Genomic DNA, 23,547 nt, shown 5'->3' on the forward strand with positions numbered 1-23,547 from the left:
TGCGTTTGCGTATCAGTTGGCCCACGCCAGCGGCGCGTCGTTCAAGCCCCAGTAGAGGCTTTTCTGTTGCATGTATTCGCGGATGCCGAGGCGGCCTTTCTCGCGTCCCATGCCGCTCTCTTTCCAGCCGCTGAACGGCGTCGAGATCGAGAACAGCTTGTAGGTGTTGATCCAGATGGTGCCGGCTTCGAGCGCGCGGGCGATCCGGTATGCGCGCTTGTAGTCGCGCGTCCAAATGCCGGCGGCGAGGCCGAACACGCTGTTATTCGCGTCTTTCAGCAGCGACGCTTCGTCGTCGAACGGCATCGCGACCAGCACCGGACCGAAGATTTCTTCCTGGCAGATGCGGGCGTCATTCGTCAGGCCTTCGAGGATCGTCGGCTGGAAGTAGGTGCCGGCTTCGCGGCCGTCGCCGACCGGGCGTTCGCCGCCGCACAGCAGGCGGCCACCTTCTTCGAGACCCAGCGCAACATAACGCTCGACGGTCTCGCGATGCGCCGCCGTGATCAGCGGACCCATTTGCGTCTCGGCGCGCGACGGATCGCCGACGCGCAGCTTGCGCGCGCCTTCGGCGAGACGCTTCATGAAAGCGTCGTAAATCGAGCGCTGCACGAAGAGGCGCGAACCCGCGATGCACGCCTCGCCCGACGAACTGAAAATGCCGTACAGCACGCCGTTGACCGCGTGATCGAGATCGGCGTCGTCGAACACGATGGTCGGCGACTTGCCGCCGAGTTCGAGTGACACCGGCATCAGCTTGTCCGCTGCGATGCGCGCGATGCCGCGGCCCACTTCCGTGCCGCCGGTGAACGACACTTTCTTCACGAGCGGATGACGCACCAGCACGTCGCCGATCACCGAGCCCTTGCCGGGCAACACGCTAATGACGCCCTTCGGCACGCCGGCTTCTTCGCAGATGCGCGCCAAGGCCAACGAGGTCAAAGGCGTGACTTCGGCCGGCTTCAACACCACCGCGTTGCCGCCTGCGAGTGCGGGCGCGAGCTTCTGCGCGTCCGATGCGATCGGCGAATTCCACGGCGTAATCGCCGCGATCACGCCGATCGGTTCGTAGATGCTCATCGTCAGATAGTCGCCGCGCGACGGCGTAACGTCTTCGTCGAGCGTTTCGAGGCAGGCCGCGAAATAGCGGAACGTGTTCGCGGCGCTCGCCACCAGCACCCGCGTCTCGCCGATCGGCTTGCCGTTGTCGCGACGCTGCAATTGCGCAAGCGCTTCATGACGCGCCATGATCAGATCGGCGATGCGGTACAGGACCAGCGCGCGTTGATGCGGCTTCAGACCCGACCAGTCCGCGCGACGCCATGCGAGGTCGGCGGCTTCCACCGCGTCGCGGGCGTCGTCGGCACTGGCCGTCGAGATTTCCATGTTGACCGACTGATCCGCCGGATACAGGCTTTTGTACGGGTTGCCACGCCCTTGCCGCCATTCGCCGCCGATGAAAATATCGCCGGTGGGCACGAGGCTGGTATCGAAGTGAGTCATGTCGGTCATTCCGGTTTGCTTCAGCTAGTCAGCTATTCAGCCAGGGTCTCAAATCACGCAGCGGGCCGCGCGATTGCGCAGCGCGCGCATCGCGCTATACGCGGTCAATGCGGACGTCTTGGGGTTATCCGGCAACGGCTTGCCACACATTTCCAGCGACATCTCGCCGAATGCGCCGCGCGCCAGCACGCGATGCACGTTGCGCGTCACGTTCGGATCGGCGATCAGGCGGACCGTGGTGTGGTCCAGACCGAGACCGGCGAGCGCGATCGTCGCCGCGACGTTGGCGTTCTTCGGATAGAGCCGCGCCGCTTCGCGCGCGCTGCCTTCGAAGATCACCTTCTCTTCCTTCAGCGTGTTCAGATCGCACACCTGTTCGGCCGGCGTGCCGAGCCAGCCGGTCGGCGGCTTGCGGCCCGTGTACAACACTTCATCGAGGCCGCCGAGCTTCGCCGCGGCGAGCGCATCCACGCCGCCGATCGCGCCGGAGAGCAGCGTCAGCGTCGCGTCGCCTTCATCGGCGGCGGCGGACAACGCGTCGAGCAGCATCACGTCGGACAACGCACCGATCGACGCCACCGCGCAATCCGTGCCGGCCTTCAGCAGCGGCACCACGTGATCGACGAGCGCGCTATGACCCGCGCACTCCAGCGCGAAATGCGGCTGGCTGCTCAACGCGCAGACCGATGCCACCACGTCCACCGACGAGCCCACCACTTCGCGCACCGACGCCATGTGCCGCTCCGGCACGATCACGTGCGACACGCGCACGGTCGGATCGGCGGCGACCGAGCGGTACACCGCCTGGCCGATCGCGCCGAAGCCGATCATCGCGATGTCGACGGGTGCGTGATGTCCCGCGTAGCCGGCCTCACGCATGTTCGGGCTCCTGTTCCTTGACCGGCGGCCCCGCGAATGCGGTGGCGAACGAGCCGACCGACAACATGTCAACTTCGACCAGCACCGGGCCGCTCTTCGCAATGCCTTCGCGAATGATCGCGTCGGCCTGGTCGAGTGACGTGATGCGGTAGTGCGTAAGCTTCAGGCTCTCGCAGAACTGCGCGAAATCCGGCTGATGCAGATCGACGTAGCAGCGGCGGCCGCCGTATTGCGCGTCCTGAATGTTGCGGATCACGCCGTAACACTGGTCGTTCATCAGCACGATCATCACGTTGGCGTTTTCCTGCACGGCCGTCGCGAGTTCGCCGACGTTGACCATCAGGCCACCATCACCGACGAGGCACACGGTCTTCGCCGCATTGCCCGCAAGCGCCGCGCCAATGCCCATCTGCATGCCCTGGCCGATGCCGCCGCCGAGTGCGTGCACGCCTGCGCGCGGCGAGAAGATCTTCAGCATGCGGTTGCCCCACGTGCTGTTCGAGATCGTGACGTCGCGCACCCAGTTGTAGTCGCGGCCCACGGCCTCTTGCAGCGCGTCGACGAGGCGCTTGTACGGGCCGAGGCCCTTGCCCACGTCGGCGACCGCGCGTTCGCGTGCGGCAGCCAGATCCTGCGCGAATGTCGGATCGACCTTCAGGCGGCCTTCGAGCAGCGTCGCGAGTTCTTCGAGCACCGCCGATGCATCGCCGTGAATGAACATCTCGTTGCGGTAGCCGCGGTTGTCGGCGAGCGCGTCGGCGTCGATCCGATACAGCGGTTGTGGCAACGCGAGCTTGTACTTCAGCGTTTCATTGCCGCGCAGACGCGAGCCGATCACGACCAATGCGTCGCAAGTCTTGTAGAAGCTCTCGACCGCCGCGTGCACGTTGAACGCGCCGAGCGTCGCCGGATGATCTTCCGGCAGCACGCCACGGCCCTGCACGCTGGTCACGACGCCGAAGCCCAGCGCCACGAGACGCTCGACAGCTTTGGTCGCATGACGGGTGCCGCCGCCGAGCCATAGCAGCGGACGCTTCGCGTTGACCAGCTGTTCCGCGAGTTGCGCGACGCGCTGACTGCAATGCGTGAGCGTCGTGACGTGCGGCGCGGCGAGGTCGCCTGGCCATTCGACTTCGGCGGCCTGAATGTCGATCGGAATCTCGACGCTGACCGGGCCGCTCGGCGCAGTTTGCGCGACGCGCACGGCTTCGCGGATCGTCGGCAGCGCGGTCTCGACCGAGCGCACACGGAACGCCGCCTTCGAGATCGACGACAGCATCGACAGTTGGTCCGGCGCTTCGTGGATGTACGCGAGGTCCTGATCGAGGTATTCGGTTTCGATCTGGCCGGTCACGTGCAAGAGCGCGGTGCCCGCTGTCAACGCTTCGACCATCGCGCCCGCCGCGTTGCCGGCCGCCGTGCCCGTGCTGGTGAACGCAACGCCGAGGCCGCCGGAGACGCGCGCGAGGCCGTCTGCCATGTTCACCGCGCCGGCTTCGCCGCGCGCGCCGACATAGCGGATCTTGCCGCGGTTATGAATCGCGTCGAGGATCGGCATGTTGTGGATCGAGATCACGCCGAATGCGGTTTGAACGCCGCACTGCTCGAGGAAAGTGGCGATCAGTTCGCCAACGGTGGTTTTATTAGACATGTCGTGCAACGCCTCCAGAAACATCGATGTGACTGCCCGTCGTATAGGACGACAGCGTCGTAGCCAGATAAAAGAGCGCTTGAGCGGCTTCTTCGGGACGACCGAAGCGGCCTAGCGGAATGTTTTTCTTGCGCGCCAGTTCGGCGGTCCAGTCTTCCCAACTCTGGCCCGGCTGCGCTTCCTTCGCATAACGGCGGCGCCACTGACCCGATTCGACGATGCCGATCAGAATCGAATTGACGCGGATGCGCTGTGGCGCGAGTTCCACCGCGAGCGACTTGATCAGGTTCTGCACGCCAGCACGCGCCGATGAAGTCGCCACCATGTGCGGCTCCGGTTGCAGCGCGAGCAGCGAGTTCACGCAGACCACGGTCGCGTTGCCCGCGCCGCCGTTGGCCGCGTCGCGCAGCATCGGCAGGAACGCGCGGGTCGGACGGATCACGCTGAAGTACTTCAGGTCGAGTTCTTCGCGCCACGCGTCGTCGGTGGTGTCGGCGAATCTGGACACGCGGCCCTGGCCCGCGTTGTTCACCAGCATGTCGGTTCGGCCGAAGCGCGTTTGCACCGCTTGCGCGAATGCGTTGACGTCGTCGGCGTTCAGCACGTCGCAGCTTTGCGCCAGCAGTTGCGCGTCGGGGAATTGCGCTTTCAGCGCGGCTTCCGCTTGCGCGAGACGCTCGGTGTCGCGGCCGCAGATCGCGACCGACGCGCCGGCCCGCAGAAACAGTTCGGCGGTCGCGAGGCCAATGCCGGACGAACCGCCCGTCACCACCGCCACCTGGCCAGTCAAGTCGATTTGGATCATCGGAGTCCCAGTGCCTTCATGTATTTGCTGCCCGCGTTCGGGCCGGTCTTCGGGCGGTAGTTGAGCCGCTGCGAGAGTTCATCGGCCGCGCGGCGCACCTTGTCGATCAGGCCGCTGTCGAGCAGCGACGCGTCGATCTCATGCCGCGGAATCGTCGTCGTGATGACGGCGACGATGCGGCCCGTGTCGTTACGCACCGGCGCGCTCACCACCGAAATGCCGCGTTCGAACGACGACTCGCTGATCGCGAAGCCGCGTCGCGCGTCGTCGAGAATCCGTTCGTACAGGTCTTCGACGGTGGCAGGCGTCTGCTTCGTGAAGCGTTCGAGTTCCGGCTCGGGATAGAGCTTCTTCAGATCGTCGAGCGTCATGTCGCCCATCAGCACCTGGCCGTGCGTGGTCGCATAGGCGGGCAGGCGGGTGCCGACGTTGACCTTCACAGAACTGAAAATCGGCGCATGGCTTTGCGCCTTGGCGACAAACACGACATCGCGTCCGTCGCGAATCACGATGTGGCTCGTCAGGCCGGTGTCGGTGCGCAGCGCTTCGATGATCGGCAAACCGAGGTCGGTCAATTCGAGCGAACTCAGATATTCGAAGCCGAGCCGTAGCACCGCGACGCCGAGGCGATAGTTGCGGTCCTTGTCGGCGCGTTCGAGAAAACCGAGCGATTCGAGCGTTTGCAGCAGGCGGAATACCGTCGTACGAGGAATCTTCAGGCGCCGGGACAATTCCGGCGCGCCGAGAACCGGCTCGCGCGGCGAGAACTCGGTCAGGATCTTCAGACCGCGTTCCAGACCGGGCACGCGGTAGCCGCCTTCGCTACCGGTGTCGGTGCGGTCGTCGCCCGCGTCGCGCTCGGCGTTGAGAGTGTCGGGCGTCATTCATTGGCTCCGTTGTCCGCCGCTCGCGCGGCAGAACGTGTCGATGATCGCGGTGTACGCGGCGGGTGCTTCGATGTAGCCGGCGTGCCCCGCGTGCGGCACAACCTGCAATTTCGTGCCCGCGGCGAGCGCGATTCGCTCGCAGGCCGCGGGAGGGGTGATGGTGTCGTCGGCGCCGACCGCGACGTTGATGCGGCCTTTGAAGCGCGAGAGGTCGGCGGCGAGATCGGCGTTGGCGAGCAGATGCGTCGCTTGCGCGTAGCCGTGCGGGATCACGCGCGACATGTTCCAGCGCACCCATGCGCGGGCTTCGTCGTTCGCGTGAGCGGACAGCATGTTCGCGCTGCGTTTTTCGGCGAGACCTTGCGGACCGAGTTCGTTCAGCATCGCGAGGCGTTGGTCGCGTTTGGTCTCGCGCACTTCCGCCGATGCCGCGCCGTAACCGCCCGCAGGCGACAGCAGCAGCAAACCGGCCACAAATTGCGGATGAGCGGCGGCAAACGCACCGGCGATGATTGCGCCGAGCGAATGCCCGACCAGAACGCAACGTTCGAGGCCGAGCGCGTCGAGCCACTCCTTCAGTACACCTGCGTAGTCGACGGCAACCGGCGATTCAGCCGCAACCGGCGTGGACGCGCCATAACCCGGCGCATCCCACGCGAGCACGCGGCGGTTCGCGCCGAGTCCTTCGAATTGCTGCACCCACGATGCCGCGCCCGATCCGATACCGTGCAACAGCACGAGCGGCAGTGCGTCGCTGTTAGCGCTGTTGCCGGCGCTACCGGCTTCGCGATAGCTCAGCGTGCGTTGCGACGCCAGCGAGACCTGCCGCGCCGGAAAGCGCGCAAGGCGTGCTTCGAGCGTGGCGGGTTGATCGGCGGTAGCGGACGGGACTGCGGACATGATTTCCTTCGCGGGTGTTTTCTAGCAATGCAACGGTGAAGCAGGCTTCGCGTTCGATTAGCGCCTGATTAGCGCTTGAGCTTCGCCAGCGGCGAATCCGGCGGATACGTCGGCGTGATCGGCTTCGGCGAACCGAGCATCACGCACATCAGCGCGTCTTCTTCGCCGATGTTCTCCTCCGTGCGGTACACGCCCGGCGGCACCGAGATCAGATCGCGTTCGCCGAGTACCGCTTCCCAACGCTCACCGTCCTTCTCGCAGATCACTTTCATCTTGCCGCGCAGCACGAAGAAAATTTCTTCGACGTCCATATGAATATGGCTCGGGCCGATGTTGCCGGCCGGGATCACCATCGTCGAGAACGTGAAGCCGCCTGCGGGGACCGTGTTCATGTCCTTCGCGACGCCCGTGCCGCCCGTGCCGACGTAGCGCATTTGCGCGCGGCGATACTTCGGGTCGTAGTCGGCCTGGAACTTCAGCGCGTCCCAGTCGTAACGACGCGTTTCAAGGCGCGCGACGCGGCTGTCCAGCCACTGCGCGAAGCTCGCGTCCGCGGGTTGGTCCCACGATTTGCGTTCGATATCGGCGTCCGCCATTCTCTTTCTCCTTTCGATTCGACAAGATCAATTCATCACGAAGCCGCCGTTCACCGGCAGCAACTGGCCGGTCACGAAGCGCGCGGCATCGGACAACAGGAACAGCACCGGCCCGGTCACGTCGTCGGGCACTTGCGCGCGCGTCAGCGCGCGGCCTTGCAGGTAATACTGGTGCCGCTCGGCAGGCACGTAGGCGGTCGCCTCGACTTCGGTGAGGCCTGGCGCGATCGCGTTGACGGTCACCTGGTGGGCACCGAATTCGCGTGCGAGCGATCGGGTCATCGAGATCACCGCGCCCTTGCTGGCGACATACGCGAGCAGCTTCGGCGCGCCCCACATCGCCGTGTCCGACGCGATGTTGACGATGCTGCCGCGCCCCGAGCCGCGCAGATACGGCAGCGCGGCGGTGCTCATCAGCCAGGTGCCGCGCACGTTCACGTTCATCACGGCGTCCCATGTGTCGACCGATAACTCGTCGGCGAACTTGCCGCCCGAGTTGGTGATCGCCGCGTTGTTGATCAGCGCGTCGAGCCCGCCGAGTTGCGCGGCGCCTTGCTGCGCGAATCGCGTGATGCTGGCGGGGTCGGCGAGATCGAGCGGCAGGTAGGTCGCCGCGTGGCCCTGCTCGTGCAGCGACGCGGCGAGCGCGCGGCCTTCGTCGTGCAGCACGTCACCGAACACCACCTGCGCGCCGGCTTGCACCAGCGCGCGGACGAACGCCGCGCCAAGACCGCGCGCGCCGCCCGTCACGAGGACGCGCCGGCCGTTCAGCGCTGCGTGTGCGTCGTTATGCATGGCTGTGGCCTGCTTCGGCTGCGACCGGCGTGGCGGCCGCCACTTGCGCGCGATGCGCGTCGAGGTCGGCGAAGTGCTGTTGCGCGCGCTGACGCAGCATGCGGCGCACACGCGTCATGCCGACATCGTGCTGGTAGAGGAATTCGTGATCGCGCGCATTCGGCGCCATGCTTTCGAGGACGTAGCGATCCTGTTCGAGCACGGCCCAATGCAGACCTTCGAGGCGATTGCGGTACATGAAGCGCCATGCGTCGCGCTGCCAGCCCTGTACCTTGCGAGTACGCCAGAAGTAAACCTGGCAGTTGTCTTCGTCGACCGGCACCGCGAAGCCGATGATCCCGAAGTTGCCGCCCGGGCCGAACTTCTTCTTGTACGGAATCGCGAGACGCATCCACAGGCAGCCGGTTTCGCCGAGTTCCACCCAGTCGAAGTTCACGTCGCGCTGGCCGACCTTCTCGAACATCAGACCGGTTTCGGTCTTGCGCACGCGCATGTCGGCCTGCTTGTCGCCTTCGGCCATCGAGTGCGACGTCGCGTGCAGATACGCGCCGTGCATCGGGTCCATCACGTTGTCGATCGCGTACTGGTAATTGCACTTCCAGTTCGACACGCACAGAAAGCTCGCGTACTCCGCGCCCACCAACTCTTCCGGCAATACGAGCGGCGCGGGTTCCTTGTGCGCGTCGTCGCCGAACCACAGGAAGATCGCGCCGGCGTGCTCTTCGACCGGATACGACTTCACGCACTTCTGGCCTTCCAGCGGACAGTTCGACACGGCCGGCACCTTGGTGACCATGCCGCCGCCGTCGACTTCAATGCCGTGATACCAGCACGCGACGCTGCCGCCGAGATTCCAGCCGAGCGACAGACGCGCGCCGCGATGCGGGCAGCGGTCTTCGAGTGCGCGGACTTTGCCTTCCTTGTCGCGCCACAGCACGATCTGATCGCCGAGGCGCGTGATGCCGACCGGCGCGTCGCCGACCTGCCAGCTCGGCGCGACCGGATACCAGTAGTTGCGCAAGCCCTGGTTCAGGTACGACTGGATCGGGTCGGCTGCGCCTTGAGTTGTAGTGGGGGACGTCATGGAGAGACTCCGGATGCGGATGCGATGAAACGTGTTCGCGGGTGTTCGAAGGGGCGCGCTTATTCGGCGAGCAGGCGGAGTTCGGCGGCGAGACGATCGGCGTCCCACGTATTGCCTTCCGGGGTGCGGAAGCCCACGCGGTTCAAACCGTCGGCCACTTCCTGCAACTCCATCGCGCCGGCTTCGAAAACTTTTTCGAGCGCGTCGCCGAAGTCGTTTTCGTACTGGGTCGGCTCGGCCTTACGCGTTTGCCAGATGAAGTTGCCGGTCTCGCCCGGCTTCTCGATCACGCCCTTGCCGGCGACGTTGTTCGGCTGCGGCGCGAGCCACGGTTTCAGGAAGGGATTGAAGTTCACGGCTACCTCTCGCATGTCATGCCACCTTGATCTGGATTTCTTCGCCTGCGAGACGTACCGAATACATCTTCAGGTCGCGGCCGCCGGGCTCTTTCAGACATTTACCGGTCGGGATATGGAACACGGCCTCGTGCAGCGGGCACTCGACGGTATCTCCGTCGATGAAGCCCTGCGTCAGCAACGCGTATGCATGGGGGCAGACGTTTTCGAGCGCGTACAGCTCGTCGCCCACCTTGTAGATGCCGATTTCGGTGCCGTCGAGTTTGTACTCGAGCGGCGCGTCTTCGGACAGGTCGCCGGCATGGCCGGCGCAGCGCCATTGATCAGTCATTTCTCGCCTTCTCCTGAAGCTCTATGTTCCACATAAGGAACATCAGTTCGTGTATGGATGATTATAGGAGTGGCTTTGACGAGAAAAAATAAAAATCTGAAGGCGTAGGGGAAAACACCGACTGTGGCATTCGCAACACGTTGTTGCGTGATCCGGCGAGAGCGCTTCATCAGGCCGCGAGCCTTTTCCGGCTTGAGTTTGGAGGCAATTCTCAGACAGGAGAAGTCGCCACCCCTCGGGTTTGTACGGGGTCCGAAAATTTATTTTGACCACTTTCAGACTCACTATACTTTTCCATAGGCGATACAAACGCCCATAGGTGGAACATAAAGCGGAGCAGTTTTCGGTGCATACCGGAACTGCATTCAACCCCAAAGCAAGGATCAGGGACGACGAATTCGGCGCGAGCCAATGTCGTGTGATCAGGAGAACCAACGGTGAAGCACATCATTGCAGCCGGCTTGACGGCAATCTGCGCGACCACGAGCGCTTGGGCGCAGAGCAGTGTGACGCTATACGGCAGCCTGGATGCCGGTATCGCGTATGTCAGCAATGTGGGTGGCCATTCCAAGTGGATGATGGAACAGGGCAACATGCAGCCCGACCGCTGGGGCCTGAAGGGCGTGGAGGATCTTGGCGGCGGCCTGAAGGCGATTTTCCAGCTCGAAAACGGCTTCTACACGAACACCGGCGCGTTTGCGAAATCCGGCGTGCTGTTCAATCGCCAGGCGTTCGTCGGCTTGAGCTCGGACAAGATCGGCACGCTGACCTTCGGTCATCAGACGCCGTTCAGCTTCGACGTGCTGGGCCCGCTGAGCACCGCCTATCTGGCCGCCAGCTGGTACGCGTTCCACCCGGGCAACATCGACTCGCTCGCGGATACCGGCGTCGTGCCGTTCGACAACTCGGTGAAATTCCGTTCAGCGAGTTTCGGCGGCTTCTCGGTCGGCGCGATGATGGGGCTGGGCAACACGACGAACTTCGCGACCGGCAGGACGATGAGCTTTGCGCTTAGTTATGCGAACGGTCCGTTCAAGGCAGGCGCGACGTATTCGAACGAGAACGACCGCACGCCGTCGATCGTCACGACCGGCATCACCACCTTCCAGGGCGTGCCGTCGGCGAACTACGTCGCGGACAAGGTGCAGAACATGGGAGCGGGCGCGTCGTATCAGTTCGGCAAACTGCTGGTGCATGCGCTGTACACGCGCGTGAAGCTGGAGTCGGCGGGACATTCGGACACGTTCCAGAGCTACGACGCGGGGGCGAATTATCAGTTCACGCCGTTCAACACCGTGGCCGGTGGCGCGGCGACGACGACGCTGGCCGGGCATCGCTGGACGCAGTTCATGATCGGCGATATCTATGCGTTGTCGAAGTCGACGCAGGTGTACGTGAACGCGCTGTATCAGCGCGCGGGCTCGGACACCAACGCCGCCTTCTTTACCGCGGGGGTGTCGAGCGGCCGGAACCAGACGATCGTCCTGACCGGCATCCATCACTCGTTCTGAAGTGCTTGAGTTCGGAGCCTCCGAACTTCTCAGCGAATGGCGGGATGACACAGCGAGTCCGGCTGAACAAGCAGCCGGACTCGCCGATCAGCCAAGCGAAACGCCGCCTATCGATCAGCCCGCCGTGACCGCTTTACGGCGCGCCTGCGCCGCCGTCGGATCGTCCGGGCGGGGACAATAGCTAAGCCGCTCGGACAATTCGAGCGCCGCCTGGCACACGGCGATGACAAGCGGGTCGCGCTCCTCGGCCTCGCCGATATCCGAACGCGGAATCGTCACGGTCAACGCGGCCACGATCTTGCCGCTCTGGTCACGCACCGGCGCGCTCACCACCGAAATGCCTCGCTCGAACGACGCCTCGCTCAGCGCATAGCCGAGTGCCGCGCTTTCGCGCACGCGTCCGTACAATTCTTCGACGGTCGCGGGCGTGCGTTCGGTGAAACGTTCGAGCTGCGGCTCGGGATACAACTGGCGCAACTCCTCGAAGCTCAGGTCACCCATCAGCACCTGGCCGTGCACGGTCGCATGGGCCGGCAAGCGCGTGCCGACGTGCACCTTCACCGAGCTGAACATCGGCGCATGCGTTTGCGCCTTGGCGACGAACACCACGTCGCGCTGATCGCGGATCAGCAGGTGCGTGCTCAGACCGGTGGCGTCGCGCAGCCGTTCGAGAATCGGCGTGCCGACATCGGTCAGTTCGAGCGAACTCAGATATTCGAAGCCAAGCCTCAGCACTGCAACGCTCAGCCGGAAATACCGGTCGCCGTTGACGCGCTCGAGAAAGCCGAGCGCTTCGAGCGTCTGCAACAAACGGAAAGTGGTGGTGCGCGGAATGCCGATCCGCTTGGACAATTCGGGCGCGCCGAGCACCGGCTCGCGCGCGCTGAATTCGGAGAGGATGCGCAGGCCGCGTTCGAGGCCAGGCACCAGGTAAGTCGATCCGCCGGCGCTCTCTTCGTCGGTGGGATCGGCGGCGTCGGCGTTGTCGGTTTGCGGCAATGCCGCATCGTCCCGCGATGCCGAAGCTGCCGCGCTACGTGGCCTCGTGGGTTTGCGTCCCGCTCCTGTTTGCTCTTCTTTTGCCATCTTGGGCTGCCGTTTTCTGCTGTTCATCAAGGTCAGAGCAGCATCATAGCGCGAAGCGAGCAGCGCTCATTAACCGGTGACTGCGCCGGCTCGCAGCCGTACCGCAACCGCTGCCAAACCCCGATTGCGCAATGGCTGTGCGGTGCTATTCTTTGATCCGGTCCAGTGCGCGAGGTATCGCTGCCGCGTGCTCGCTCCGCTCAAGCGTACGGAGGCCACGCTCATGTCCGATTCCATCCAGATCCAGGTTGCCGACTCGCATCTTTATCCGGGCTGCGCCGTGAGCATCGCGCATTTGCCCGAGCCGGCCCGAGCGGCCGCCGCGATCGTCGAATTCGCGGACGGCTCCGGCGCGCATGCCACCTGTCATCGGCGCGCGCCTGACGAACTCGAGTTGAACGTCGACGGTTATGCCACGCAACGGCGTCATCCCGTCGACGCGCGTCATTGGCTGCTGCTCGCCGTCGATGCAACGCACAACAGTTGGCGCGTAAAGCGTCGACTGCCTTAGCCCGCGAGGCCAGCCGGCCTCATTGAATCCGCAACCGGTGCCGCGCGCGCGCCGCCCCGCGCGGCAGTTATGCGCCCGTCACGCACACTTCGGAACTGACCGATGACCGACCACGATTCCAAGCTCCCGCCCAACGCCGACAACCCCACTCACACCACCGCCGACACTCCCGACGATCCCGAGCGCCGCCGTGTCCTCACCGGTCTCGCGGCAGTCGGTTTCGGCCTCGCGCTGAGCGGCTGCAAAACCGAGCCGCTCGCGGCGAGCGACGGCGCGCCGCGCAGTGCCGGCGACCTGCGGCTCGATGCGGCACTGCACGATCAGGTCAAAAACATCGTGGTGATCTACGCCGAGAATCGCAGCTTCGCGAATCTCTACGGCAACTTCCCTGGCGTTCAGCATCCGCTCGACGCGGTGAGCGCCGAGCGCTATCTGCAACTCGATCGCGACGGCCAGACACCGATGCCGCGTTTGCCCGCTATCTGGGGCGGGCTCGTGCCGCAAGCGCAGGAAGTCGACGGCCGGCGCTTCATGATCGGCCAGAACGATCTCGACCATCTGCACAACCGCCCGTTCCGCATCGCCGATGCGCACGGCGCGCCGTTGCCGACCGGCGTGATCACGCGCGATCTGGTGCACCGCTTCTATCAGAACCAGATGCAGATCAGCGCCGGGCGCAACAACCAGTTCGCCGCGTGGGGCGACTCCGGCGGCCTCGTGATGGGTCATTACCGCAATTCCGCCGACACGCTGCGTCTATGGAATCTCGCGCAGCAATACACGCTGTGCGACAACTTCTTCATGGCGGCATTCGGCGGCTCGTGGCTGAACCACATCTTTTTGATCTCGGCGCAGGCGCCGTTCTATCCGGACGTCCACAACAGCCCGGCGAAGAAACTGGTGTCGGTGGTCGAAGGTGACGATCCGACCGGCACGCGCCTGAAGGTCGCGGAGGATTCGCCCGTGTCCGCGCTCGACGGTCCGCCGAAATTCGTCAACGACGGCGCGTTCACCGCCGACGGCTACGCGGTCAACACGATGGCGCCGCCCTATCAGCCGAGCAATGTGCGCGCGCCCGAAGGCGGCGACCCGGCGTTCTCGGACCTGTCGAATCCGCGCGTGCTGCAACCGCAAAAATACGCGACGATCGGCGACCGTCTGACCGACAAGGGCGTGGACTGGGCCTGGTACAGCGGCGCATGGCAATACGCGCTGGAGCACCAGGACACCGGCGCGGTGCCCGACTTCCAGTATCACCATCAGCCGTTCAATTACTTCGCCAATTACGCGCCGGGCACGGCGGCACGGCGCAGGCACCTGCGCGACGGCGGCCTCGGCAACGACGCGTCGACCAACCGGCTGATCGCCGATATCGATGCGGGACGCCTGCCGACCGTCACGTTCTACAAGCCGCAAGGCGACCTGAACATGCACGCCGGTTACGCGGACGTCGAATCGGGCGACCGCCACATCGCGACGGTGATCGAGCATATCCAGCGCGGCCCGCAGTGGGCGAACACGGTCGTGATCGTCACGGTGGACGAGAACGGCGGCTGGTGGGATCCGGTCGCACCGCCGCAAGGCGATCGCTGGGGTCCGGGCTCGCGGATTCCCGCACTGGTGATCTCGCCGCTGGCGAAGAAGGGCTACGTCGATCACACCGTGTACGACACCAACTCGATTCTTCGCTTCATCAGCCGCGTGCATGGGTTGGCGCCGCTCGATGGCGTGGTCGCGCGGGACCGCGCGTTCGCGAGCAATGGGCTTGCGCCGCTGGGCGATCTGACGGCATCGCTGGACCTGGCTTGAGGGTTGGTTTTGTGTCGCCGCCTACTGCGCCGCCGCGTGCAGCTTCACGATCACCGCGTCCGCAATCTCCTGCGCGGTCTTTCGGATCGTCTTGCTCTCGTCGCCGCTCGCCATCACGAACTTGGCCGCGATCACATACGGATTCAGTTTGATCGCCGCACCCGGCGCGCTCTTGCTATCGGCTTCTTCGACCGCCTGATACAGCGGCGGCAAAGCGGCCGCGCTCAGGTTGTCGCACGACACCGCCACCTGGATGTCGTTCTGGCCGGCGCCGAGGCCCACCATCGCGCGTCGCAAGCGATTGCCGTCGTCGACGTTGAGAAACACGCCGCGCACTTGCCAACCGGCTGCTGGCAACGGTTGACCCGGCGCGATGCGGCGCGCATCGACGCCACCTTTGTGCAGATCTTCGGTCAGCGCATCGGCCATCTCGTTCACGATGTGCGTCGCGTGATCCTGTGGATTCTTGTCCTGCCCCATCGGCCCGGGTCCGGCGGGCAGCAAACCGCGCAGTCGACGCACGCGTTGCCCCGGCCCGCTATCCGGCGTGAGGTTCGCCGCGTCCAGTTCGAAGTCCGCCACATAGACGACCGGCGCAGGCCCGGCGAACGGCGCAGTGTCCGCCGCTACAACACTGAGCGGCGCCGTGCTCAGGCAGGTTGCCGCCAGCGTGAATTGCAGAAATCGACGCAGCATGGCGCGCCTCCGCGAACGTCATCGTGACGCCGGCTATCGTACTGCCGCGCGCAGCGGGCGTCCGTTTTTTCGTACCCGATCGTCATACCTTTTGCCTTGCATAACGCGCGTCACCGCATAGACTGATAGGGCATCACTTCGCACTTTGTACGGAACTGCCATGCGACTGACCATCCTGATCAACGGTTCCGATCCCACCGTCAGCCACGATTACGCTGTCCTATGGCTCGACACCGATGAACACCGGTGGTCGAGGGAAGCGCATCAAGGGATCGATCTGCCCCCGTGGGGCGAGTTGCACGATGAAGACGGCGTGACCACGCTCTGTGCGCCTAGCACGGATGCGCCGTTGTGTACGCTGCGTGGCTTGCACGTCGACCGCAAGCAACGCGTGAGCGCGGCGCAAGGCGCCGCCGCATGGACGGCCCTGCCGACGCGCGCGCAGACCAGCGGCTTCTGGCGTCTTCAAGCTGTGGACCGCCAAACTGTACGTGCCGAAAACAGCGTGTTCGGTAACTAGTCTTCCGCGTCTTTCCGCAGGCCGGTCTTGTCGGTCGAAAATGCCGTTCGCGAGTCGTGCTTGCTCGTGCGCGTCAGTGTGCCCGTACGCCGCGTCACTCAAATCGATTCCGCGTTGCACGCGCTTAAGCTGTTGTTAAGCAGGCATGCGTAGAGTCGGTAGTCCACGCATTAGGGTCGCTGCAAAGCGGCCCGTTTTTTTGTCCGCTCGCTTCGCGTGGGTCACTCCGCCTCACGCGCCGCCTCGCTTTTCATTGCGCTGCGCGACCGCCCCTCTTCCCTTGCGCCCACGTCGCGTTTCGGGTCGCCCGATGCGGGTGCGCGACGCTATACTTGCGCCCCCATCCCTCGACCGACCGACACACATGAAGAAGTGGTTTGCCTGTCTATTCTTCGCCGTTGCCGCTCACGCGGGCGCGGCGCCGTCCTGCACCCAGTTCACACCGAATGCGCAATGGCCCGTTCTGAGCAATCAGAAGATGGCGCCGAAAACGCGCATGCTCTGCTATAGCGATTTCGCGGTTCTGCATTCGGGCATCACGCATGGCCCGTTGTGGTCCGCCGAGCATCTGACGCGCGACCATATCGAAGCGGCCAAAGACATGGTGCGCACCAACAAGTTCTTCGAAGACGCGCGCTTGCCCGATGGCGAAGGCGCAACGCTCGCGGACTACAAGCGCAGCGGCTTCGATCGCGGTCACATGAGCCCGGCGGGCAATCGCTGGAATCAGCAGGCGATGGCACAATCGTTCTCGCTCGCCAACATCGTGCCGCAGGATCGCGAGAACAATCAGCGGCTGTGGTCGCGCATCGAAACGTCGGTGCGCAAGATCGCGATGTCTTACGACGATACCTACGTGGTCACCGGTCCGATCTTCAACGGCCAGCAGTTGCAGACCATCGGACCGACGCGCGTGTTCGTTCCGACGCAGTTGTTCAAGGTCGTCTACGTACCGTCGCGGCAACTCGCATTCGCGGTGGTAGTGGACAATGTCTCGACCAATCGTTACGACATCCGCACGATTCACGAACTCGAAGCAACATCGGGCATCCGTTTTCCGGGAATTCCGGAAAACCTCAAGGACCAGCGACCGGGAGGACTAAAAGGTGTTTAAACCCTATTCGAACGATGACGACGTACTCAACATTCAGGGCGACGCGCTCACGTTGAGCAACGGCACCACGCGCGTCGTGCTGAACGGCACGCTGGAATTGACGCAGGACCAGCGCGGACTGAAGGCGGCGCTCGCGCTGAAGGAAGCGGTGGATGCGATCGTCGCCAGCTTGCAGGCGCAAACGAATCTGCCGGCGAAGGTGAAGGACGAGCCGGATGCGAAGCCGGGCGTCGTGCAGAATCCGTTTCAGTGAGTGATGCCTGGGTTTTGTTTTAAGGACACATGCGTGAGTCGAAGGCGGGGCCGCCCCGGCTCGCCGTCTTCCTCGTCTCCTTCTTGGTCTTCGCTTTTGTCTGAATGACTTCCGCGCGCTTCGTTTCCAAAACGAGCGCCGTTCCTTCTTCATCGCATACCGCGATGCGCCCTCGTTGATTCAGTACCCCGATATGTTTCAGCGGTTACGTTTTGTCACCAGAGCGGCGTCAACTCTTAGGCTGCGGCCAACGTTAAACCGGCAGCGCTGAAAACCATTCAGCCGCGACAAAGAATTCACCGGTTCAACCAGGAGTCACATCATGAAGACGCTTTTCGCCGCTCTCGCTTCCGCTCTGCTCGTGTCGACAGCATTCGCTCAAACGGCCGCCCCGTCGACCACGCAAACCGCGCAACCGGCGCAAACGCAGCCGGCCGGTCAAGCGAATCTGAAGGCGAGCACCGCCGTGCAAACCGGCGCGAAAGACGAAGGCGCCGCCACGACGAAAGCGCCCGCCAAGACCTCGACGAAGGCATCGGTGAAGAAGACGTCAGCCACTCACACGGCCAAGGCACACAAAGCCGTCAAGAAAACCACAGTCGAAACCAGCGACGCAAAGGCTAATACGGGGAGCGCGAAAGAGGCCAGCAATGCCCCGGCAAAAGCCGACGGCGCGCAAGCCGGCACGACCAAGACGCAATAACACGTGATCGGCTTAGGCACGCACCGGCCACGCAGGTGTAGATAATCGAAGCCGAATCGTGCCATTCAGGGAGGGCGAGTCGTTTGACTCGCCTTTTTTTCTGCGCGTTTGCATCGCTGTTGGATCGCAACTGAATCGTGTTGCGCAACGAATGTCATATGCTCACGTTCGCGTGCACCCGTATCGAGCGACCATGTTTTTTTCAGCGAACACGCCGATTTTTGCACCGCGTTTACGTGCGGAAGCCTAATCTCGAAGTGTCCTGATCAACCATGGCGTCAGCCGACGCCACATCACATGGCACTCACGCAATCCATCGATCATCGCTTCGCCACGCAGTCGCTCGACAAGCCCCCGGTTCAACACAGCAACGTCATTCCCTTCCCCTCGGCACGCGCCCTCTTGCAGGTGACGCTGCCGCATCCGCCTCACGATCTCGCGGGCACGCAGTTGCGCGCGCTGCTTCACTCGCCGCTGGGTGTCTATGTCGTCAGCGCCGAAGCCGTTCGCGAAGAGGTGCGCGTGCAACTCGACATCGCGTGCGAAGACCTCGACTTCACGCTGCATACGCTGATCTCGACCGTCCCCGCTGCGTTGATCGGACCGTTGAAGCGTCGCGGCAACGTCGCGAAGGCGCGCTAATCATGTTCTCAGGTATCTGGTTGCCCATCGTGACGCCGCTGCGCAATGGCGAAGTCGATATCGACGCATTGCAGCGCCTCGCGGACTACTACCTGCACACGCAGATCAGCGGTTTCGTCGCGTTGAGCACGACCGGCGAAGCCGCGTTGCTGGACCAGGCCGAGCGCCTCACCGTGTTGCACGCATTGACCGACGTGATCGGCTCGCGTCTGCCGATGCTGATCGGCGTGGGTGGATCGAGTACGCGCGACGTGTTGCACGAAATACACCGCTACGACCGCTGGGACTGCGCCGGCTATCTGCTCTCCGCGCCGTCCTATGTGTGCCCGAACCAGGCCGGCGTGCAGTGGCATTTCGAACAGGCCGCGCTTGCCACCGAGCGCCCTATCGTGCTGTACAACGTGCCGCATCGCACCGGCGTGACGATCGAGCCGGACACGGTCGCGCGCCTCGTCGAGTACGACAACATCGTCGCGATCAAGGAGTGCGTGAAGGAAAATTTCGCGAAGCTGCGCGGCCTGCGGGTGAACGTGCTGTGCGGCACCGACGAAACCTTCGACGAGTGTCTGAGCCACGGCGGCACCGGCGGCATTCTGGCCAGCGCGCACGTGTGCGCGGATCTGCTGGTCACGATCCAGGCGCTGATCCGGACCGAATGCGACCTCGACGCGCGCAATCTGTTCGCGAGCCTGCTGCCCGTATTGCGCCTGCTGTTCTCCGCGCCGAATCCGTCGGCGATCAAGGCGCTGCTCGCTTTCGATCATTCGCTCAGCGACGAGACACGCATGCCGATCACGCGCGCATCCGCGCAGCTCGTCGAACGTCTGAGCACCGCGCGCGACAGGTTGCAGGATCTGCGCGCCGAGTTCGCCGGGGCGATGAGTTGACGCGTTGCCGTTTTCAGCTATGGAGTGCGCCGCGAAACGGTTCATCGTTCGCGGCGCAAACTCGCGTCGCTATGACAACGGCCCCGTATCCAGATCCGCGAGCGCGCCGAGTTTTCGCACATCGGCAATTTCAATTTCCGCATAGCCGAGCTTCAACGCGCCTTGCGTTTCGAACTGCTTCAATACCTGGTTGATCGTCTGCCGGGACAGCGCAAGCATCATCGCCAGATCTTCCTGCGGCACCTTGAGCACGCGCCGCAACGCGCCGGGTTCGCCATAGCCGCCCGCCATCAGCAACAACCGGCGCGCGACGCGTTGCGCGGCCGGCAGCAACGCGGCCTCTTCAATCGCATCGAACGCGAGGCGCAGTTTCTGCGTCAGCAGCAACCCGAACACGTGCCAATACGCGGGCCGGCGTTCGAGCAGTGCGACAAGCGCCGCGCGCCGCACATGAAACAGCTCGGCGTCGCGTTCGGCATACGCGTCGTGGGTTCGCGGCCGGTTGTCGAACAGCGCGATCTCGCCGAACCAGTTCACTGGTTCGATGACGGCGAGCAACGCCTCCTTGCCCGTCGAACTCGCCGCGCCGATTCTCATCAGACCGTCGGGCACGCAATAGAGGCCGTCGTCGGCGTCGCCGCGCGTAAAGAGCCGTTGCCCCGCAGGCAGCCGTTCGACGCGCCCTGCTTCGATCAGCTCTGCCTGCATCGCCGCAGGCGCGGCACGAAACCACGCGCTGCGCCCAAGCCGCGCGGCAAGCTCATTCGATGAAAAACTCACAGTCATGGGACGGCATCCGTGCGCGATTGTCGGCTACCCGATGGTTTGAATTTCGGCTGCCCGCGATTATGCTGGCTTTGAAAGAGGAGCGGCATCCATGAGAACGCTGACGCAACAACTGACGCAATACGCGGCTTACCATCGTGACCGGCGCAATATCGCCACGCACTTCATCGGCATTCCGCTGATCGTGCTGGCGTTGGCCGTGTTGCTGAGCCGCCCTGCTCTCGCCAACGCTATGCTGCCGGTGACGCTATCGGCTGCGTGGCTGCTGTTCACCGCGGCCACCGTCTACTACCTCGTGCTCGACGTCTCGCTCGGCGTGATGATGGCCTGTGTGTCGGCGCTGTGTCTCGCGTTCGGCGAATGGATCGCCGCGCAGTCCACGCTCGTGTGGCTCGCCACCGGCATCGGCCTGTTCGTGGTCGGCTGGGTGTTTCAGTTCATCGGTCACGTGGCGTACGAGCATCGCAAGCCGGCCTTCGTCGACGACGTGATCGGCCTGTTGATCGGACCGCTGTTCGTGCTCGCGGAAGCGTTGTTCGGCTTCGGCTGGCGGCCCGAGTTGCGCGAAGCGATCGACGCCCAAGTCGGTCCGACGCGCATCAATGCGGACCAGGCGGCGACGCATCGTTAATCGGCAATCCCCGCGTGCCGCTCAATTCGGCGCGTGCCGCTCAATTCGGCGCGAGCCGCACGAGACGAACGCCGTGCAATGCGGTCAACGCCACCGCGATCCAGATCGGAATATAAGTCGCCAGTTGGGCGGCGCTGAGCGTTTCGCCGAGTAGCGTGATCGACACCAGCACCAGCAGCACCGGCTCCACATAACCGAGGATGCCGAACAACGCGACCGGCAATAAGCGGCTCGCCTTCAGGTACGAAGCGAGCGCGATCGTACTCAACGCGCCGAGGCCCGGCAACAGCAGGCACCACATGTCGACGCGACCGGCGATCGTCGTCAGCGAACCGCCGCTGACGATGCACGCGATCGCCACCGGCAGCAGCAGCGCCATTTCCACCGTGAACATCGCCAGCGAATCCTGATTGATCTTGCGGCGCAATGCGAAGTACGGCGGATAGCCGAGCGCGACCAGCAACGTCGGCCACGAAAACGCGCCGGTCACCCACAGTTCGTGGCCGACGCCCACCGCCGCGCAGATCACGGCGAGCCACTGCAACGCGTCGAGACGTTCGTGATAGTAGAAGCGGCCGACGAGCACCATCGCGAGCGGCAGCAGGAAATAGCCGAGCGACACTTCGAGCATGCGGCCATGCAGCGGCGCCCATAGAAACAACCACAGTTGCACGCCGAGCAACGCCGCGCTCACGAGCATCGCGGCGCAGAGCTTCGGCTCGGTCACCATCCGGTAAAGAAGACGCCGGAGAATCGGCAGGCGTTTGCGCAACGCGACCAGTAGCAGCGCGCCCGGCACCGTCCACACCACGCGCCACGCGAAGATGTCGAGGCCGCTCAGCGGCGCGAGCAGCGTCGCGTAGGCGGACAGTAACGCGAACATTGCAGACGCGCCCACCGACAACGCGATTCCGCGCTTTGGGTCATACTGGTTCATCGTCCGGCCCATTGCGTCGGCACGTCGGCAAACGCTTCGTCATGCGATGCGGCTTCGCACGAGGGGGGTTGCAGCGCAGCATGCGTTGGCGCAGTGTTGGCGGCGTTCGTCACGTTGTTCGTTGTTCTCATTGGAATTGAGGTCTCACAAGCAGGCAGTGCTGCGGAAAGCACAAAGCGGCAAGCTGCGTTTTTGTTTTCGAAAGGCGACGCAAGCCGGCATTCTAGACGGGTTATCCGTACGCGGCTCGGCGCGGCCGAGTGGAGCGGGTGCAATTAGTCCGTGCGCATAGCGCGTCGATGCACTAGAACATAAACTTCACGCGAGGCAGACGAAGCCGCGCAGTCTCATCGGCAACGCCGCTTCGGGTCGCGCGAGCGACTCAAGCGCGAATCTTGCTACGAAGTCTTGCACGCTGTTTTCGACAGCACACAGCATCAACGAGCCGGAACGGCACAGGCAGTCTGCAAAGATCAGCCAGCCCGTCTTTTCCACGGCATGCAGTCCACGCGTTTCACCACGCATGCCGCCCGGCCAGCAATCCCGCTCATCGAATATGACTACTGGAGCCAGCATGACCCAGCCAGCCCTATTGCACGACGCGTCACCCGATTTCCGCACCGCCTTCGCCGCCGACGTGCGCGCGGGACTCGCCCACACGCCGCAGAAAGAGCTGCCGTCGAAATATCTGTACGACGAAGTGGGCTCCGCGCTCTTTGAAGTGATTACCGTATTGCCGGAATACGGCGTGACGCGCGCAGAGGAACGGTTGCTCACGAAGCACGCGGCCGACATCGTCGAGCATCTGCCGCATGACGTGACCGTCGCCGAACTCGGCAGCGGCAGCGGCCGTAAAACGCGGCGCATTCTCGAAGCGCTGTGTAAAAAGCGCCCCACTTCTTACTGCCCGATTGAAATTTCGCGCAGCGCGTTGCAGTTGTGCAGACGCGAACTCGGCGACATCGAGCGGATTTCGATTGTCGGTTACGAGCGCGATTATCTGGCCGGTCTCGCCGAAGTAAGCAAGCAGCGCGCACCGAACGACCGGTTACTCGTACTGTTTCTCGGCAGTACGATCGGCAATTTCGGCAGGCTCGCGGCCACGCGTTTTCTGCGCGAGATCCGCAACATGCTTGCACCCGGCGACGCGCTCCTGCTCGGCACCGATCTGATCAAGCCGACGCCCGTGCTGGTGGCAGCCTACGACGATTCGATCGGCGTTACCGCGTCGTTCAATCTGAATCTGCTCGCGCGCATCAATCGCGAACTCGACGGCGACCTGCCGCTCGATGCGTTCGAACACGTCGCGCGCTTCAACCCGGACGCGCGCAGCATCGAGATGCACCTGCGGGCGAAGCGCGATGTCACGGCGCACATCGGCGCGGCGCAATTGACGGTGTCGTTGAAGCAGGGCGAAACGATCTGGACCGAGAGCAGCCACAAGTATCGTGCGGAAGAGATGCCCGCGATTGCCGACGGCGCCGGCTTCGTGTGCAGCCATCAGTGGATCGAGGAAGAGTGGGGCTTTGCGGAGAGTTTGCTGGTGGCGCGCTAAACGTGGGCGGACCTGACGCCTCGGCAACGCATTAACGGCATCAACGGCTAGCACGAACGACAAAGGCGGCGCGCCATCCACCCGATGGCGCGCCGCCGTTCTTTGCGGGTTCGCTGAAC

General features: G+C 63.9%; 26 protein-coding genes. 11 read left to right on the forward strand and 15 right to left on the reverse strand.

Annotation, left to right across the window (positions count from 1 at the left end):
* Positions 1-12 precede the first annotated feature (12 nt).
* The 11 genes from BGI01S_RS15025 to BGI01S_RS15075 all read right to left on the reverse strand — a co-directional run bounded on the left by BGI01S_RS15025 (position 13) and on the right by BGI01S_RS15075 (position 9,787).
* Complete coding sequence (locus tag BGI01S_RS15025) at positions 13-1,503, reverse strand: aldehyde dehydrogenase (RefSeq protein ID WP_042326539.1); 1,491 nt, start codon at positions 1,501-1,503, stop codon at positions 13-15.
* A 48-nt stretch (positions 1,504-1,551) separates the two neighbouring features.
* Positions 1,552-2,382: an aspartate dehydrogenase gene (locus BGI01S_RS15030; protein ID WP_042326540.1), complete on the reverse strand. Its 831-nt coding sequence runs from the start codon at positions 2,380-2,382 to the stop codon at positions 1,552-1,554.
* On the reverse strand, positions 2,375-4,033 hold the full coding sequence (locus tag BGI01S_RS15035; RefSeq protein WP_042326541.1) for a thiamine pyrophosphate-binding protein: 1,659 nt from the start codon (positions 4,031-4,033) through the stop codon (positions 2,375-2,377). The genes BGI01S_RS15030 and BGI01S_RS15035 overlap by 8 nt, the downstream gene beginning before the upstream one ends.
* A complete protein-coding gene (locus BGI01S_RS15040; protein WP_042326542.1) occupies positions 4,026-4,838 on the reverse strand; it encodes an SDR family oxidoreductase in 813 nt (270 codons plus the stop codon). The genes BGI01S_RS15035 and BGI01S_RS15040 overlap by 8 nt, the downstream gene beginning before the upstream one ends.
* Positions 4,835-5,722: an IclR family transcriptional regulator gene (locus BGI01S_RS15045; protein WP_042326543.1), complete on the reverse strand. Its 888-nt coding sequence runs from the start codon at positions 5,720-5,722 to the stop codon at positions 4,835-4,837. Before BGI01S_RS15045 ends, BGI01S_RS15040 begins: the two co-directional genes overlap by 4 nt.
* Complete coding sequence (locus BGI01S_RS15050; protein ID WP_042326545.1) at positions 5,723-6,625, reverse strand: alpha/beta fold hydrolase; 903 nt, start codon at positions 6,623-6,625, stop codon at positions 5,723-5,725.
* Positions 6,626-6,693: 68 nt separating this feature from the next.
* A complete protein-coding gene (locus BGI01S_RS15055) occupies positions 6,694-7,221 on the reverse strand; it encodes a cupin domain-containing protein (RefSeq protein ID WP_042326546.1) in 528 nt (175 codons plus the stop codon).
* 27 nt (positions 7,222-7,248) lie between these two features.
* Positions 7,249-8,016 carry an SDR family oxidoreductase gene (locus tag BGI01S_RS15060; RefSeq protein ID WP_042326548.1) on the reverse strand — a complete coding sequence of 256 codons (768 nt, stop codon included), beginning with the start codon at positions 8,014-8,016 and terminating at the stop codon, positions 7,249-7,251.
* Positions 8,009-9,100, reverse strand: coding sequence for an aromatic ring-hydroxylating dioxygenase subunit alpha (locus tag BGI01S_RS15065; protein ID WP_042326549.1), 1,092 nt, complete (start codon positions 9,098-9,100; stop codon positions 8,009-8,011). Before BGI01S_RS15065 ends, BGI01S_RS15060 begins: the two co-directional genes overlap by 8 nt.
* A 59-nt stretch (positions 9,101-9,159) precedes the next feature.
* Positions 9,160-9,471, reverse strand: coding sequence for a recombinase-like helix-turn-helix domain-containing protein (locus BGI01S_RS15070; RefSeq protein ID WP_042326550.1), 312 nt, complete (start codon positions 9,469-9,471; stop codon positions 9,160-9,162).
* A gap of 1 nt (position 9,472) precedes the next feature.
* Positions 9,473-9,787, reverse strand: a complete 315-nt coding sequence (locus tag BGI01S_RS15075; protein WP_042326551.1) for a non-heme iron oxygenase ferredoxin subunit — start codon at positions 9,785-9,787, stop codon at positions 9,473-9,475.
* 437 nt (positions 9,788-10,224) lie between these two features.
* Between BGI01S_RS15075 and BGI01S_RS15080 the strand changes: the two genes are divergently transcribed.
* The gene (locus BGI01S_RS15080; protein WP_042326552.1) at positions 10,225-11,298 is read left to right on the forward strand and encodes a porin; all 1,074 of its coding nucleotides are present in this window, start codon (positions 10,225-10,227) and stop codon (positions 11,296-11,298) included.
* A 114-nt stretch (positions 11,299-11,412) separates the two neighbouring features.
* On the opposite strand, the gene BGI01S_RS15085 is transcribed toward BGI01S_RS15080, so the two are convergent.
* Positions 11,413-12,384, reverse strand: coding sequence for an IclR family transcriptional regulator (locus BGI01S_RS15085; protein ID WP_042326553.1), 972 nt, complete (start codon positions 12,382-12,384; stop codon positions 11,413-11,415).
* A 223-nt stretch (positions 12,385-12,607) separates the two neighbouring features.
* On the opposite strand from BGI01S_RS15085, the gene BGI01S_RS15090 reads away from it, so the two are divergent.
* Together BGI01S_RS15090 and BGI01S_RS15095 are read left to right on the forward strand one after the other, a co-directional pair.
* Complete coding sequence (locus tag BGI01S_RS15090; RefSeq protein ID WP_042326554.1) at positions 12,608-12,895, forward strand: hypothetical protein; 288 nt, start codon at positions 12,608-12,610, stop codon at positions 12,893-12,895.
* 102 nt (positions 12,896-12,997) lie between these two features.
* Entirely contained in the window at positions 12,998-14,704 is a 1,707-nt protein-coding gene (locus tag BGI01S_RS15095; protein ID WP_042326555.1) for an acid phosphatase, read from the forward strand.
* A 21-nt stretch (positions 14,705-14,725) separates the two neighbouring features.
* On the opposite strand, the gene BGI01S_RS15100 is transcribed toward BGI01S_RS15095, so the two are convergent.
* Positions 14,726-15,400 (reverse strand): DUF4410 domain-containing protein, encoded by a 675-nt coding sequence (locus BGI01S_RS15100; protein WP_042326556.1) that lies wholly within the window; start codon positions 15,398-15,400, stop codon positions 14,726-14,728.
* Positions 15,401-15,560: 160 nt separating this feature from the next.
* On the opposite strand from BGI01S_RS15100, the gene BGI01S_RS15105 reads away from it, so the two are divergent.
* From BGI01S_RS15105 to BGI01S_RS15130, 6 genes are all read left to right on the forward strand, one after another.
* Positions 15,561-15,920: a DUF3564 domain-containing protein gene (locus BGI01S_RS15105; protein ID WP_042326557.1), complete on the forward strand. Its 360-nt coding sequence runs from the start codon at positions 15,561-15,563 to the stop codon at positions 15,918-15,920.
* Positions 15,921-16,284: 364 nt separating this feature from the next.
* Entirely contained in the window at positions 16,285-17,034 is a 750-nt protein-coding gene (locus BGI01S_RS15110) for a DNA/RNA non-specific endonuclease (RefSeq protein ID WP_042326558.1), read from the forward strand.
* Positions 17,027-17,287 carry a hypothetical protein gene (locus BGI01S_RS15115; protein ID WP_042326559.1) on the forward strand — a complete coding sequence of 87 codons (261 nt, stop codon included), beginning with the start codon at positions 17,027-17,029 and terminating at the stop codon, positions 17,285-17,287. Before BGI01S_RS15110 ends, BGI01S_RS15115 begins: the two co-directional genes overlap by 8 nt.
* A gap of 322 nt (positions 17,288-17,609) precedes the next feature.
* A complete protein-coding gene (locus BGI01S_RS15120; protein WP_042326560.1) occupies positions 17,610-17,990 on the forward strand; it encodes a hypothetical protein in 381 nt (126 codons plus the stop codon).
* A 297-nt stretch (positions 17,991-18,287) separates the two neighbouring features.
* Positions 18,288-18,632 carry a hypothetical protein gene (locus BGI01S_RS15125; RefSeq protein WP_042326561.1) on the forward strand — a complete coding sequence of 115 codons (345 nt, stop codon included), beginning with the start codon at positions 18,288-18,290 and terminating at the stop codon, positions 18,630-18,632.
* Between the two features lie 2 nt (positions 18,633-18,634).
* On the forward strand, positions 18,635-19,519 hold the full coding sequence (locus BGI01S_RS15130; RefSeq protein ID WP_042326562.1) for a 4-hydroxy-tetrahydrodipicolinate synthase family protein: 885 nt from the start codon (positions 18,635-18,637) through the stop codon (positions 19,517-19,519).
* Positions 19,520-19,588: 69 nt separating this feature from the next.
* On the opposite strand, the gene BGI01S_RS15135 is transcribed toward BGI01S_RS15130, so the two are convergent.
* Entirely contained in the window at positions 19,589-20,305 is a 717-nt protein-coding gene (locus BGI01S_RS15135; RefSeq protein ID WP_042326563.1) for a Crp/Fnr family transcriptional regulator, read from the reverse strand.
* Between the two features lie 91 nt (positions 20,306-20,396).
* Here BGI01S_RS15135 and BGI01S_RS15140 point away from each other — a divergent pair, with 91 nt between their 5' ends.
* A complete protein-coding gene (locus tag BGI01S_RS15140) occupies positions 20,397-20,936 on the forward strand; it encodes an Mpo1 family 2-hydroxy fatty acid dioxygenase (RefSeq protein WP_042326564.1) in 540 nt (179 codons plus the stop codon).
* A gap of 40 nt (positions 20,937-20,976) precedes the next feature.
* On the opposite strand, the gene rarD is transcribed toward BGI01S_RS15140, so the two are convergent.
* Positions 20,977-21,873: an EamA family transporter RarD gene (gene rarD / locus BGI01S_RS15145; protein WP_042326857.1), complete on the reverse strand. Its 897-nt coding sequence runs from the start codon at positions 21,871-21,873 to the stop codon at positions 20,977-20,979.
* 574 nt (positions 21,874-22,447) lie between these two features.
* On the opposite strand from rarD, the gene egtD reads away from it, so the two are divergent.
* Complete coding sequence (gene egtD / locus BGI01S_RS15155; protein WP_042326566.1) at positions 22,448-23,428, forward strand: L-histidine N(alpha)-methyltransferase; 981 nt, start codon at positions 22,448-22,450, stop codon at positions 23,426-23,428.
* Positions 23,429-23,547 lie beyond the last annotated feature (119 nt).

The organism is Paraburkholderia ginsengisoli NBRC 100965, from assembly GCF_000739735.1.
In the GTDB taxonomy this organism is placed as follows: domain Bacteria; phylum Pseudomonadota; class Gammaproteobacteria; order Burkholderiales; family Burkholderiaceae; genus Paraburkholderia; species Paraburkholderia ginsengisoli.